Below are 14,110 nucleotides of genomic sequence, written 5' to 3'. Positions count from 1 at the left end.
GCCCCCTCCCCCCCCCCCGCGGGCGCGGGGGGGAGCCGATGAGGACGCCGGCCCCCGCGGTCCCGGCTGGCGAGCCGACGCCGGACCTGCGGCACGCGGCAAGGGCCCCGCGCGCGTGCCCCGAGGCGCAGGCACGGCCGGCGGCACGACCTCGCGCCACTCACCCGGCTGCAGGCCGTCCAGCTTCCAGGGGCCGATCGCCACGCGCACGAGCCGCAGGGTCGGGAAGCCGATCTTCGCGGTCATGCGTCGCACCTGCCGGTTCTTGCCCTCGCGCAGCACGATCTCCAGCCACGCGGTCGGCACCGTCTTGCGAAAGCGCACCGGCGGATCGCGCGGCCACAGCCAGTCGGGCGCATCGACGCGTCGAGCCGCGCAAGGCTGAGTGTGGAAGTCACCCAGATCCAGCCCGGCCCGCAACTGCGCCAGCGCCCCCTCGTCCGGCTCGCCCTCGACCTGCACCAGATACGTCTTCGGTTGCTTGTGACGCGGATCGGCGATGTGGTGCTGCAAGGCCCCGTCATCGGTAAGCAGCAGCAGGCCCTCGCTGTCGGTATCGAGTCGGCCCGCGGCATACACGCCGGGCACAGGCACATGGTCCTTGAGCGTAGCGCGGCCGGCCTCGTCGGTGAACTGGCACAGCACGCCGAAGGGCTTGTTGAGGAGGATGAGACGGGACATGGAGCGGGATGATAGTCCTGCGGCATCGCAAGCGCGGACCGGCAGGCCCAGGATCGGCATCCGGAATGAGAAAAGCCCTGAGCGATCAGGGCTTCCCGGAAATATCTGGCGGAGGCGGTGAGATTCGAACTCACGAGGGGCGTTAACCCCTGACGGTTTTCAAGACCGTTGCATTCAACCGCTCTGCCACGCCTCCGTAAGGGCGCGGATTATAGCATCGACTCGGCGCGCATCGCCCCGCTGCAATCTCAGCCCCGTTCGAATAGGGCCACCGACTCGACATGAGAGGTCTGCGGGAACATGTTGGCGATGCCCGCGCCGCGCAGCACATAGCCCTTCTCGTGCACCAGCACGGCAGCGTCGCGCGCGAGCGTGGCCGGATTGCACGACACATAGACGATGCGCGGAGGCTGCTGCTGCGCGCTGATCGCCTTCACCACGGCGATCGCACCCTCGCGCGGCGGGTCGATGAGCAGTTTGTCCAGCGGGCCGAGCGCGGCGAGGCTGTCCTCTGTCGTTTCGAACAGGTTGGCGGCATGGAACTCGCAGCGACCGGCGAGCCCGTTGCTGTCGGCGTTCGCCAAGGCGCGCGCGACCAGGGCCTCGCTGCCTTCGACGCCGACCATGGTCGCCCCTCGCCGTGCGATCGGCAGGCTGAAGTTGCCGAGTCCGCAGAACAGGTCGGCGATGCGCTCACCGGGTTGCGGATCGAGGAGTTGCATCGCGCGGCGGATCAACAGGCGGTTGATGTGGACGTTGACCTGCGTGAAGTCGGTCGGGCGGAAGTCCATCGCGACGTCGAACTCCGGCAGCGTGTACGCCAGCCCGGGACCCTCCGCAGGATGGAGCAGCGCGGCCGTCTCCGGGCCGCCGGGCTGGGCCCAGGCCTGGATGTCATGACGCTCGGCGAAGGCCGCGAGCATCTGCCGATCCTTGCCGCTGAAGGGCAGCAGGTGGCGGAAGACGAAGGCCGTCGCCGTGTCGCTCACCGCGATCTCGATCTGCGGCACGCGGTCGGCAATCGACAAACCGGCGATCAGCGCATGGAGTTCCGGCACCATGGTCGAGATCTGCGGCGGCAAGACCGGACACACCTGCATGTCGGCGATGTAGCTGGAACGCTTCTGATGGAAGCCGATCAGCACCCCGCCCTTGCTCGGCACCACGCGCACGCTCAGGCGCGCGCGATAGCGATACCCCCAGGACGGCCCGTGGATGGCCGGGTAGATGACCTGCGGCTCGACCTTGCCGATGTGCCACAGCGCATCTTCCAGGATGCGCTGCTTGGCGGCCGCCTGCGCCACCGGATCGAGATGCTGCATCGAACAGCCGCCGCAGGTGCCGAAATGCGGGCAGCGTGGCGCCACACGCTGTGCGCTCGCCTTGAGCACGCGCGCGACCTCGGCCTGTGCGTAGCGCGGACGATCGCGCAACACCGTGTATTCCACCCTCTCGCCGGGCAGTGCCCCCTCGATGAAAACGGCCTTGCCGTCGACGTGGCTGATGCCGCGACCTTCGTGGTCCAGCGATTCGATGACTGCTACGGACATGGAAATCCCGGTGGAAAAAGTCGCGCGATTCTACCGCGTTCGCTAAGCCGCCCGCGCCAGCGCCTATAATCCGCACCATGAATCTGCCCACGCTCGAAACCCTGCTCGGCGGCCTGTCGGCGCGCGAGTTCCTTGCCGAATACTGGCAAAAGAAACCCCTGCTGATCCGTCAGGCCGTACCCGGCTTCACCGGCGTCCTCAGCAAGGACGAACTGTTCGACCTCGCCTGCGATCCCGACGTCGAGTCGCGCTACATCCGCCTGCCCGCCGACGGACTGGAGGGTGACTGGACGCTGGAGCACGGCCCGCAGAGCCGCGGTCGCCTGCGCGGCAAGAAACAACCCTGGACCGTGCTGGTGCAGGGCTTGAACCTGTGGGTGCCCGATGGCGACCGCCTGCTGCACCGCTTCGACTTCATTCCGCAGGCACGGCTCGACGACCTGATGGTGAGTTACGCGGTCGACGGCGGCGGCGTCGGCCCCCACTTCGACAATTACGACGTCTTCCTGTTGCAGGGCATGGGCAAGCGTCGCTGGCAGATCTCCGACCAGGCCGACCGCAGCCTGGTCGAAGGCGCGCCGCTGCGCATCCTGAAGAACTTCCAGCCGGCAGAGGACTGGGTGCTGGAGCCGGGCGACATGCTCTACCTGCCGCCGCACTGGGCGCACAACGGCGTTGCGATCGGCGAGTGCACCACCTACTCCATCGGTTTTCGCTCGCCCACCGCCCAGGAGATCGGCTCCGAGTTCCTCGGCTGGCTGCAGGAAAGGATCTGTCTCGAAGGGCTGTATGCCGACCCCGATCTTGCATTGCAGCAAAACTCGGCCGAGATCAGCAGCCGAATGGTCGACCAGATCGAGCGCATGCTCGCCGGTATCCGCTGGAGCCGCACGGACGTCGAGGCCTTCGTCGGCGCCTATCTCACGGAACCGAAGTCGCACGTCTTCTTCGATCCCCCTGAAGAGCCGCTCAGCCGCAAGCGCTTCGACACGGCCCTGCGCGCCCGCGGCTTCGCACTCGACCCGCGCAGCCTGCTGCTGTTCTCCGCTGCAGGCTTCCACCTGAACGGGGAGCCCCTCGAGATCGATGCCGCGCTCCGCGACGCCCTCGCCACCCTCGCGCATCGCCGCGCCCTGCCGGCCGACGCCTTCGCTGACGCGCCCGCCGGACTCACCGCGCTGCTCTACGACTGGTACGAGAACGGCTTCGGCGCCCCTGCTGCCGCCTGACCCGGAAAGAAACGCTAACATTTTGCAGCGCACCATCCACCTGGAAGTGCGACGGCCTGCTGCTAGACTTTGATGGCTTCAAGGTCGCATTGCAGTCCCCTGCCGACGATCGCTCGACGCATCGCGGCATGTCATCTCGAATAAGGAATAAACACATGAAACACTCCCTTCTCGTCGCCGCCCTCGTTGCCATCGCCGTGTCCGCCTGCGGCAAGCAGGAACAACCCGCGCCGACCGCCGCGCCCGCACCGACCGTGCAGGAGCAGGCCAAGGAAGCTGCACAGCAGGCCGTCGAAGCTGCGAAGGAAGGCGCTGAAGCCGCCAAGGAAGGCACCGCTGCCGCAGTCGAGGCCACCAAGGAAGGTGCGGCGGAAGCCGTCGAGGCCGCCAAGGACACCACTGCTGCCGTGGTCGAAGCCGCCAAGGAAGGCGCCGAGGCCGTCAAGGAGGGTGCAGCGGACGCAGTCGATGCAGCCAAGGCTGCCGCCGACGCCGCCGTTGGCGCTGCCAAGGAAGAGTCGAAAAAGTAAGACGGCGTATCAGGCACAAGAAAGCCGGCTCCAAGCCGGCTTTTTTTTGTTCGCTCAAGGGTGCCGCCCTTGGGGCGGCACACGAGGCAAGTTGTTTCAGCGCAATTCGTTCTGCAGCAGGCCCAGCATGCGCTTGGCCGTCTCGGAGTTGTCCGCACCGCCCTCCCGGGTCATCACGGTTACGCGCGAACTGTCGCCCTGCCCCTGCACGCGCAGGCGGTATTCGCTGCCACCGAGTGCAGGCTTGTCATCGCTGCGCCAGAAGGCGAGGCCCGACAGGAAGCCCTTCTTGGGGCTCTTGTTGTCGGCGTCCGGATCGACGTAGCGCACGTAGTACAGGCCCTGTGCGCGGTCGCGGTCCTCGACCGTGAAACCGATCCGGTCGAGCGCCAAGCCGACGCGGCGCCAGGCGCGATCGAACGGCTCTTCCATGTTCAGGCTCACCAGACCATCGCTGCCGGCGGCAATGCGCGCACGCTCCTCGGTGGGCGCCTGCGTCAGCGCCGCTTCGGCACGCGCTTCCTCGGCTCCCAGGCGGACCATCAGGCGACGCAGCATTTCGGCTTCGAGTTCAGGATCGGCCGGACGCGGCTGCCAGATCGTGGAATCCTTGGCTTCGGTGGGGTAGATCTCCATCATGCCGCGGTGGCTGATGTAGATCTCGACCGTGCCGGCGTCCTTGCCCTGCTCGAGGCGAGTACGGAACTTGTCACGCTCGGGCGTCGAGAACAGGCCGTCGAGCACCTTGCCGAGCGTCGCGCGAACAAAGTCCTGCGGGATCTTTGCGCGATCCTCGGCCCAGTCGGTTTCCATGACGCCGATTTCGGGGCTCTCGATGTTGAGGATGAAGCCCAGTTCAAGCCAGAAGTCCTTGATCTGCGGCCAGAGTTCCTCGGGCGTTCCGCCAACGACCAGCCACCGCTGGGTGCCAGCGCGTTCGATGCGCATCTTGTCCGGCGTTGCCAGAACGTCCGGGCCGCTGGACGCCGCAGGCTGGGCGGCACGATCGGCCGAGTACGCCGAATAGGTCGCCACGCCGCGCGGCGAGACGTCGGGCACTGCAAAGCGGTCGTCGCGCGTGGGCGCCGTCAGGTCGGGCGGAATCTCGAGCGGCTGCTGCATCTGGCGCGCGCTCTTGTAGTCGATGCGCTTGGATTCGAGCAGCGAGCTCGAGCAACCGGCGAGCATCACCGACAGTGCGATAAGGGAAACGGAAGTGCGCATGGAGCGATTCATGAAGTTCCTGCAATCAGAGATTCGGATCAGACCTTGATGCCGGCCTTGCGCATGGCCTTCAGCACACGCTCGTGGCAGGAATCGGAGAGTTGCGTCAGCGGCAGGCGGATGCCGTCGCCGATGAGGCCCATGCGGGCCACGGCCCACTTGACCGGGATGGGGTTGGCTTCGCAGAAGAGATCGCGGTGCAGGCCTGTCAGTGCGGCGTTGGTCTCGCGCAGCCTGCGCATGTCGCCTGCGGCGGCTGCGGCGCACAGCTCGCGCATCGCACGCGGCGCGACGTTGGCCGTCACCGAGATCACGCCATGGCCGCCCAGCATCAGGAACGCGGCCGATGACATGTCGTCGCCGCTGTACAGCACAAAGCCCGCGGGCGCACGCTCGATCAGGTCGCATGCGCGATCCAGGTTGCCGGTGGCGTCCTTGAGGCCGACGATGTTCGGCACGTCGGCCAGGCGCAGCACGGTGTCGTTGGACAGGTCGGCGACGGTGCGGCCCGGCACGTTGTAGAGGATCAGCGGCAGTTCGACCGACTCGGCGATGGTGCGGTAGTGCCGGTACAGCCCTTCCTGGGTCGGACGGTTGTAGTACGGCACGACCGACAGGTGCGCCGCTGCGCCGGCCTGCTTCGCGAAGCGTGCGAGCTCGACAGCCTCGGCCGTCGAGTTGGCACCCGTGCCCGCGATCACGGGCACACGACCCGCAGCATGCTCGACCGTGGCGCGAATGAGTTCGCAGTGCTCATCGACATCGACCGTTGGCGACTCGCCCGTGGTGCCGACGATGACGATGCCATCGGTGCCCTCGGCGATGTGCCAGTCGATGAGATTGCGCAGACGGGGAAAGTCGAGACTCCCGTCGTCGAGCATTGGCGTGACGATTGCGACAAGCGATCCGGTAATCATGGCGTTGGGCAGGACAATAAAAATCGGATTCTAACCGATCGCCACCGCACGGCTAGCGCGGCACGCAATTTCACGCGCGCACGCCGGCCATGAGGCTGTATCCGGATGCGACAAGGTCAGAGGTCGGCCAGCGCCTTGATGTGCGCAACCACCGAACGGGCGAGCGAGGACAGCGAATACCCGCCCTCGAGTACCGAAACGATGCGCTTGTGACCACAGTCAGCCGCAACCGCCTTGATCTGGTTCGTGGCCCACACGTAGTCCGCCTCGAGCAGCCCGAGCGAACCCATGTCGTCTTCGTAATGGGCGTCGAAACCGGCCGAGATGAAGATCATCTGCGGGTTGTGGCTGCGTAGCGCCGGCACCACGACGTCGCCGAACACCTGGCGGAAGCCCTCGCCGCGCGTTCCCGCGGGCAGGGGCACGTTGCACATGTGGGCAGGCGGATTGTCGGCACCGCTGTAAGGGTAGAACGGGTGCTGGAAGATGCCGACCATCGTCACGCGCGGGTCGTTGCGGAAGATGTCCTCAGTGCCATTTCCATGGTGGACGTCGAAGTCCACGATGGCGACGCGCTCGAGTCCATGCACGTCGACAGCGTGGCGCGCCGCGATGGCGACGTTGTTCATGAAGCAAAAACCCATCGCCTTCGCCGTCTCGGCATGATGACCAGGCGGACGCACCGCGCAGAACGCGTTCTCGATCTCGCCCGACATCACCAGGTCCGTTGCCATCACGCCCGCACCGGCCGACCGCAGGGCCGCTTTCATGGTGCCGGGACTCATCGCCGTGTCGGGATCGAGGTGGCGGATGCCGTGCTCGGGCACGCTGCTGAGCAGTTCGTCGAAATACGAATCCGGATGGACGCGGGTGATCTGTTCGCGCGTCGCGACAGGTGCATCGTAGAAGGAGATGTACATGTCGAGCCCGGCGGCGATCAGGCGGTCATTGATCGCGGCGAGACGATCAGGGCATTCGGGGTGCATCGACCCCATGTCATGCAGCCAGCACTCGCGATGCGTAATGAATGCCGTAGTCGTCATACTCCTCCCTCTCCTGTATGGAACATTCGAAGCGACCACCCCTCTATCGGGAGCAGACGTTTTCTTTGCCACAGGGCACCAAACCCACGCGGCGACAGCGTCTTTGTCACCTATTATCACCGCTTCCCGCTCAATTTCACAGTACGCCCGACGATGCCAAATCACCACGCAATCCGCCTGCTCGAGGCCGCCAGCCAGCTCATTCTGGGCAAGGAACGCGAGCTGCGCCTTGCGGTCGCCTGCCTCGTCGCGCGCGGCCATCTGCTGATCGAGGACGTGCCCGGCGTGGGCAAGACGACCCTTGCCCACACGCTTGCGCGGCTGACGGGGCTGCAGTTCCAGCGCATCCAGTTCACCAGCGACCTCCTGCCAGCCGACATCGTCGGCGTGTCGGTCTTCGACCGCGAGACCAGCGCGTTCCGCTTCCATCCGGGACCGGTCTTCTCGCAGCTCATCCTCGCCGACGAGATCAACCGCGCAACGCCGAAAACCCAGAGCGCCCTGCTCGAGGCGATGGAAGAGCGGCAGGTCACCGCAGACGGGCGCACGTTTCCGCTGCACGACCCGTTCTTTGTGATCGCCACCCAGAACCCGGCGAACCAGATCGGCACCTTCCCGCTCCCCGAGAGCCAGCTCGACCGTTTCCTGCTGCGCATCCGGCTCGGCTACCCCGACGCGCTCGCCGAACGCGCCCTGCTGATGGGCGCGGACCGACGCGAACTGCTCGAGGCCCGTCCGCCGGTCATCACCCCCGCCGATCTGCTCGACATGCAGCGCACCGCCCAGCGTCTTCACGTCGCCGACCCCCTGATCGATTACGTGCAGGCATTGCTCAGCGCGACCCGGCACCACCCCGAGATCGAAACCGGACTCAGCCCGCGCGCCGGGCTGGGCCTGCTCTCGGCCGCCCGGGCCTGGGCCCTTATCGATGGACGCGACCACGTGATCCCGGAGGATGTGCAGACCCTGTTCCCGCACGTCGCCGCCCACAGGCTGCACCTTGCGGGCGACGGCCGCCCCGTGCCGGCCGCGACGCTGGCCAGCCTGATGCAATCGGTTCCGGTACGTTGAAGGCGGCGGGCTTCCCGATGGCCACGTCCGCTTCGACGGCCCCGTTCGACGCGCCCCGATCCGGAATGCGCGGGCAGCTGGACCGCTGGCTGTTCCGCCTGGGCGCTCCCGAGCGCGGCCCGATCGAGCTCGTCCAGCGCCGCATCTACGTGCTCCCGTCGCGCGCGGGCCTCGTCTTCGCGGTGGCGCTGGTCGTGATGCTGCTGGCCTCGATCAACTATGGCCTCAGCCTCGGCTACGGCCTGGTGTTCCTGCTGTCCGGAGCGGGAATCGCAAGCATCCTCCACGCCTATCGCAACCTGCTCGGCCTGCGCTTGCGGCCAGGTCGCTGCGAGCCGGTGTTCTGCGGCGAGACGGCGAGCTTCCTGCTCGTGGTTGAAAACGCGCGTGCGACGCGGCGCCCGGCCTTGTGTCTGCGTCTCGGCAAGCAGCGCACCGCGTTCGAACTCGCGCCGGGGGAAACGCGCGAAGTGCCCGTGCTCGCCCCGACCCACCGCCGCGGGCTGACACAACCGGGGAGGATGGTGCTGGAGACATGCTGGCCACTCGGCCTCATCCGCGCCTGGACAGTGTTCGTGCCGGACATGCCCTGTGTCGTCTATCCGGCCCCCGAGGGCGCACCACCACCCTTGCCACCGGAAGGCGAGGCGGAGGGCCGTGGGCGAGCCGCCAGCCGTCCCGGCGACGATGACTTTGCAGGCCTGCGTGCGCACCAGCGCGCAGACTCCCCACGCCACGTCGCCTGGAAGGTCCTCGCGCGCGGCGGTCCCCTGCTGACGAAGCAGTTCTCGGGTGAAGCCGGCGGTGACCTGAGTCTCGACTGGGCACAGCTGCCCGCACATCTCGATACCGAAGCGCGCCTGTCACGCCTGACGGCCTGGCTGCTGGCCGCCGAGCGGTCGGGACGGCGATATGCACTGCGTCTGCCAAGGGTGGCGTGTGCCGCGGGGCACGGCCACGAGCACCTGCATCGCTGCCTGCGCGAACTCGCACTGCATGGGGCCGGGCAACCGGAGAACGCCCGATGAGAGGCTTGTCATGGCCGGTCCGCCAGCGCCGGGCGACACCCTCGGTGACGACCCTGACGCGCCAGCAGTGCGCCTGGCTGCTGGCCGCCGCGGCACTGAGTCTCGCACCGCACGTGAGCTGGCTGCCGGCCTGGATCATGGGGTTCGGCTTCGCACTGCTCGGCTGGCGCAGCCTGCTGCTGTGGCGCGGGAGCGCACCGCCACCGCGCCTGGTGCTGCTCGCTCTGGCGATCGCGGCTGCGATCGGCGTACGCGCCGAGTTCGACCACTTCTTCGGCAAGGACCCGGGCGTCGCACTGCTGGCGCTGCTGCTCGGACTGAAGCTGCTCGAGGTACGCGTGACCCGCGACGCACTCGCAGCGGTGTTGCTGTGCTTCTTCCTGCAACTGTCGCTGTTCTTCGAGGACCAGTCGATCCCGGTCGCCGGGCTCGCCCTGGCCGCCACGCTGAGCGGCCTCGCTGCGATGGCGTCGCTGTCCGACGCAAACGGGCGCGCTCGCGAACAGTTGCGCACCGGAACCCTGCTCGTGGCTCAGGGTGCGCCGTTCATGGTGCTGCTGTTCATGCTGTTCCCGCGCGTCGACGGTCCGTTGTGGGGTCTTCCGGCCGACGCCTTCAGCGGCCGCACCGGATTGTCGGACACGATGAGCCCGGGTTCGATCAGCGCGCTGGGCGAATCCAGCGAGATCGTGTTCCGCGCCGACTTCGACGGCCCGCCGCCACGCCCGGACCAGCGCTACTGGCGCGGGCCGGTGCTGACCGACTTCGACGGCCGGACCTGGCGACCACGCGCATTTGCCGAGGGTGCTGCCCCGTTCTACACGGTCGACGGTCCGCGCCTGAACTACACGCTGACGCTGGAGCCGCACAACCGCCGCTGGCTGCTCGCGCTCGACGTCCCGGCGGCGGGGGCGGATGCGCGACTGTTCACCAGCGACTTCCAGCTTCTCGCGCGCCAGCCCGTGCAGTCGCGCATCCGCGTGGAACTCGCATCCCACCCCGAGAGCCTCATCGGCCTGACCGAAAGCGACGCGGTGCTTGCCGCCGCACGCCGCCTGCCGGCCGCGTTCAATCCCCGCACGCTGGCACTCGCGGACGAACTCGCCGCCGGCGCGGAATCGCATGAGGCGATCCTTCGGCGCGTCATCACCCATCTCCGCCAGTCCGAGCTGATCTACACGCTGCGCCCGCCCCTGCTCGGCAGCGACAGCGTCGACGAGTTCCTGTTCGACACCCGTCGTGGCTTCTGCGAACACTTTGCCGGCGCTTTCACCGTGCTGATGCGGGCCGCGGGCGTACCCGCACGGGTCGTGACCGGCTACCAGGGCGGTGAGATCAATCCGATCGATGGCAACCTGGTCGTGCGCCAGTCCCATGCCCACGCCTGGAGCGAGGTCTGGCTTGAAGGGCGCGGCTGGGTGCGTGTCGACCCCACGGCGCTGTCCGCGCCCCGCCGCATCGACGACGGTCTTGCTGCCGCCCTGCCCGAAGGCGAAGCCCTGCCGATCATGATGCATCCGCGGATGGAATGGCTGCGCGGCCTTCGCCTGCGCTGGGAGGCCGTATCGAACGCATGGAACCAGCGCGTTCTTGGCTACAATCCGCAGAGACAGAAGGAACTCCTCGCACGCCTCGGACTCGACCAGGGGTCATCGTGGATGCTCGGCGGTGCGATTGCCGGCACTGGCGCCCTGCTCTTCGGGCTGCTCCTGTGGTGGACCACCCGCAAGCGCCGGCCAGCCGATCCGCTCGAACGCGTGTGGATGCGTTTTTGCACCGCTCTCGCCCGGCACGGCATTGCCCGCCAAGCTTGGGAAGGGCCGCATCAGTTCGGCACGCGCATCGCCTCGGAAACCTCGATGCCATCCGCAACGCGTGAGGCCATCCGTGCCGTCTGCGAGGATTATGCCCGGCTGCGCTATGGGCCGAAATGCAGCGCCGACGACATGCGCGCACTGCGCACCCGAATCAACGCCATCAGATTGCCATGAACCCGTTTCGACACCTCTCCCGCCTCTCCGTCCCGCCACTCCGCTGGCGGCACCTATTCGCCGGGGCCGGCCTTGCCGTACTGATGCACGTGCCTCCGGCTGCGGCCTCCTTCGCCGAGCGCGAAGACACGCAAGCCTTCATCCAGGATGTCGCGTCACGTCACGGCTTCGATCCGGCGGAACTGCAGAGCGCACTGGCACGCGCCACGCGCGAGCCTGCGGTGATCCGGCTGATCACACCGCCCAGCCGCAAGGGCGCGCGCTCGTGGCAGAACTACCGTGCGCGCTTCCTCGACCGTACCCGCATCGAAGGTGGCCTGGCCTTCTGGCAGGAGCACGCGGTCGACCTCGAGCGCGCGGAGCGCCAGTTCGGCGTACCCGCCGAAGTCATCGTCGCGATCATCGGCGTCGAAACGGTCTATGGGCGCCACACCGGCAACTTCGAGACGCTGTCCGCGCTGGCCACGCTCGCGTTCGACTATCCGCCGCGTGCCGACCTGTTCCGCCGCGAACTCGAATCGCTGTTCCTGCTTGCGCGCGAACAGGGGCGCGACCCCGCAAGCTACAGCGGCTCCTTTGCCGGCGCGGTCGGCTTCCCTCAGTTCCTGCCCAGCAGCATCCGCGCCTATGCGGTGGACTTCGACGGCAACGGCCAGATCGATTTCGAGAGCGATGCGATCGACGCGATCGGCAGCGTCGCGAACTACCTCCATGTCCACGGCTGGCAACCGGAGGCGCCGGTTGCCGAACGCGCACGGGTGTCGCCCGCCTCGGATGCGGCCGGCCTCGTCGCCGCAGGCATCGAGCCCTCGCTCGACCCCGAGCCACTGGCATCTGCCGGCGTCACGACGCTGGGCGGAACCCCGGCTGCGCAACGAGCCACCTTGGTCGACCTCGAGACGCCGGGCGCCGAGACCGAGTACTGGCTCGGCTACCGCAACTTCTATGTCATCACCCGCTACAACCGCAGCAGCTTCTACGCAATGTCGGTCTTCGAGCTGGCCGAAACGCTGCGCCAGCGCCGTCTGGTCGCCAGCCTCCGAACCCCGGCAGCGCAGAGCGCGACCACCGATTGAAGCTGCGGCAGGGCACGGCGCACTCATCGCAACCCCATCCGGACACCGCAACGATGATCGACTCGAGCCCACCCGCCGCTTCTCGCCTCCAGCCTGCCGTACTTTCGCTCGCCGACATCGGCCACGCGCTCGCCTCGGGGTGGCGCCAGTTCGCCGCGGCGCCGCTGCTCAGCATGGGCTTTGCCAGCGTTTTCGTCGCGCTCGGCGCCATCCTCTTCGCCCTTGTCGAGACCTTGGCGATCGCGCCGATCAGCCTGTCCTTCTCCGCCGGCTTCATGCTGGTCGGCCCGGCGCTGCTCGCCGGTTTCTTCGCCGTGTCCGACCGGGTGCGGGATGGGCAGAAACCAGCGATCGCGGACATCGGCCAAGGGTTCCGGAAGCTGCCGCGCGGCGGATGGGTGGTTTCTTTCGTCTGTGCCCTGCTGTTCCTGATCTGGATCACCGATGCCGGAACGCTCTACGGGTTCATGATCGGCCGCGAGCCGACCGCCTTCGCCCGCCTGCTGCAGGCCGAGGAGTCGGTCCAGCGCTTCCTGTTCTACAGTTCGCTGATGGGCGCGGTGCTGGCCTTCATCATCTTCACCGTGTCGGCATTCTCGATTCCGCTCATCTACGACGGTCGCGCCGACCTGGTGTCGGGTGTCGTCGCCAGCGTACGGGCGGTTTTCGGACGCTTTCCGGTCGTCATGGCATGGGCCTGCCTGCTGGCGTTCGTGATCATCCTCAGCGCGGTACTGCTGCCGCTGATGGTGGTCTCCCTGCCAGTGATGGCCTACGCCAGTCGAGCGCTCTACTTCCGCGTCTTCCCGCCCCACTGAGCGGACCGGGACTCAGAGCAGCGCGTCGCGCGGTATGCCGTTGCGCTTCAGGATGCGGCGCAGCTGCCCCAGCGCCTCCAGCTGAATCTGCCGCACACGCTCACGGGTAAGCTCGAGCCGCAAGGCCAGTTCCTCGAGCGTCAGCAGTTCGCACTCATCGATGCCGTAGCGGTGCCGGATCACGAGGCGCTGCTTGTCATTGAGCATCTTGATCCATTCACGCACCAGCCCTTCGACTTCGGAGGAATGAATCTGCAGTTCGGGCGTCTCCGCGCGATCATCGGCCAACGACTCCCCGATCGACAGGCTTGGGTCGATGTCGAGCGGCGCATCGAGCGAGGCCGTGTGCTCGCTCAACATCAGGATGTCGCGAACTTCGTCGACCGTCTTGTCCAGCCGCTGCGCGATGGCTTCCAGCGAGGACTCGCCGTTCGAAGCCGCTTCGATGTTGCGCTGAGCGCGCAGCACCTGATTGAGCTCCTTCACCACATGCACCGGCAGGCGGATCGTGCGCGACTGGTTCATGATCGCGCGTTCGATGTTCTGGCGTATCCACCAGGTCGCATAGGTCGAGAAGCGGAATCCGCGTTCGGGATCGAACTTCTCCAGTGCATGCATGAGGCCGAGATTGCCCTCCTCGACGAGGTCGAGCAGGGGGATACCGCGATTCAGGTAATGCTTGGCGATGTTGACGACGAGGCGAAGGTTGCGCTCGATCATCGTCTGTCGGGCGGCGAAATCACCCTCGCGGACGAGCCTCGACAGCCGGAGTTCCTCATCTGCAGTCAGGAGCGGATTGGCCCCGATCTCGTTGAGATAGAGCTGCGTGACGTCACTGAAGAAGTCGTTCTCGACGGCCGGCACCGGCACCGACGCGAACACCTCCACTTCGGGGGGAAGATCCGGCTCATGACTTTCCAGTTCATCAAGGCTCACCGGCTCTTCCATGCGT

General features: G+C 67.1%; 13 protein-coding genes and 1 tRNA gene. 7 read left to right on the top strand and 7 right to left on the bottom strand.

Going from position 1 to position 14,110, the window contains the following annotated elements; all coding sequences use genetic code 11:
* From C664_RS11200 to rlmD, 3 genes are all read right to left on the bottom strand, one after another.
* A partial coding sequence (locus C664_RS11200; RefSeq protein ID WP_004259623.1) for a pseudouridine synthase occupies positions 1–681 on the bottom strand: 681 nt, incomplete at its 3' end.
* A gap of 106 nt (positions 682–787) precedes the next feature.
* Positions 788–877: transfer RNA gene (locus C664_RS11195), tRNA-Ser, on the bottom strand.
* Positions 878–929: 52 nt separating this feature from the next.
* The gene (rlmD, locus tag C664_RS11190) at positions 930–2,231 is read right to left on the bottom strand and encodes a 23S rRNA (uracil(1939)-C(5))-methyltransferase RlmD (RefSeq protein ID WP_004259619.1); all 1,302 of its coding nucleotides are present in this window, start codon (positions 2,229–2,231) and stop codon (positions 930–932) included.
* A 77-nt stretch (positions 2,232–2,308) separates the two neighbouring features.
* Here rlmD and C664_RS11185 point away from each other — a divergent pair, with 77 nt between their 5' ends.
* Together C664_RS11185 and C664_RS11180 are read left to right on the top strand one after the other, a co-directional pair.
* Positions 2,309–3,460, top strand: a complete 1,152-nt coding sequence (locus C664_RS11185; RefSeq protein WP_004259600.1) for a cupin domain-containing protein — start codon at positions 2,309–2,311, stop codon at positions 3,458–3,460.
* Positions 3,461–3,615: 155 nt separating this feature from the next.
* A complete protein-coding gene (locus C664_RS11180; protein ID WP_004259597.1) occupies positions 3,616–3,990 on the top strand; it encodes a hypothetical protein in 375 nt (124 codons plus the stop codon).
* Positions 3,991–4,086: 96 nt separating this feature from the next.
* Here C664_RS11180 and bamC read toward each other — a convergent pair whose 3' ends face one another.
* The 3 genes from bamC to C664_RS11165 all read right to left on the bottom strand — a co-directional run bounded on the left by bamC (position 4,087) and on the right by C664_RS11165 (position 7,174).
* A complete protein-coding gene (gene bamC, locus C664_RS11175; protein ID WP_004259593.1) occupies positions 4,087–5,226 on the bottom strand; it encodes an outer membrane protein assembly factor BamC in 1,140 nt (379 codons plus the stop codon).
* A 26-nt stretch (positions 5,227–5,252) separates the two neighbouring features.
* The gene (gene dapA, locus C664_RS11170; protein WP_004259589.1) at positions 5,253–6,131 is read right to left on the bottom strand and encodes a 4-hydroxy-tetrahydrodipicolinate synthase; all 879 of its coding nucleotides are present in this window, start codon (positions 6,129–6,131) and stop codon (positions 5,253–5,255) included.
* Positions 6,132–6,247: 116 nt separating this feature from the next.
* On the bottom strand, positions 6,248–7,174 hold the full coding sequence (locus C664_RS11165) for a histone deacetylase family protein (RefSeq protein WP_004259585.1): 927 nt from the start codon (positions 7,172–7,174) through the stop codon (positions 6,248–6,250).
* Between the two features lie 153 nt (positions 7,175–7,327).
* Between C664_RS11165 and C664_RS11160 the strand changes: the two genes are divergently transcribed.
* The 5 genes from C664_RS11160 (at position 7,328) to C664_RS11140 (ending at position 13,158) form a co-directional block, all read left to right on the top strand.
* Entirely contained in the window at positions 7,328–8,245 is a 918-nt protein-coding gene (locus C664_RS11160) for an AAA family ATPase (protein WP_004259580.1), read from the top strand.
* A 65-nt stretch (positions 8,246–8,310) separates the two neighbouring features.
* Positions 8,311–9,273, top strand: a complete 963-nt coding sequence (locus C664_RS11155; RefSeq protein ID WP_004259576.1) for a DUF58 domain-containing protein — start codon at positions 8,311–8,313, stop codon at positions 9,271–9,273.
* Positions 9,270–11,264, top strand: coding sequence for a transglutaminase TgpA family protein (locus tag C664_RS11150; protein ID WP_004259570.1), 1,995 nt, complete (start codon positions 9,270–9,272; stop codon positions 11,262–11,264). Before C664_RS11155 ends, C664_RS11150 begins: the two co-directional genes overlap by 4 nt.
* An 83-nt stretch (positions 11,265–11,347) precedes the next feature.
* Entirely contained in the window at positions 11,348–12,340 is a 993-nt protein-coding gene (gene mltB / locus C664_RS11145) for a lytic murein transglycosylase B (RefSeq protein WP_004259566.1), read from the top strand.
* 53 nt (positions 12,341–12,393) lie between these two features.
* Entirely contained in the window at positions 12,394–13,158 is a 765-nt protein-coding gene (locus C664_RS11140; protein WP_004259561.1) for a DUF2189 domain-containing protein, read from the top strand.
* Between the two features lie 12 nt (positions 13,159–13,170).
* Here the strand turns inward: C664_RS11140 and rpoS are convergent, their stop codons facing one another.
* On the bottom strand, positions 13,171–14,106 hold the full coding sequence (rpoS, locus tag C664_RS11135) for an RNA polymerase sigma factor RpoS (RefSeq protein ID WP_004259558.1): 936 nt from the start codon (positions 14,104–14,106) through the stop codon (positions 13,171–13,173).
* Positions 14,107–14,110 lie beyond the last annotated feature (4 nt).

Source organism: Thauera sp. 63 (assembly GCF_000310165.2).
In the GTDB taxonomy this organism is placed as follows: Bacteria; Pseudomonadota; Gammaproteobacteria; order Burkholderiales; family Rhodocyclaceae; genus Thauera; species Thauera humireducens.
The sequence above is the reverse complement of the archived record's forward strand: the minus strand, read 5'-3'. Positions and strand labels throughout refer to the sequence as shown.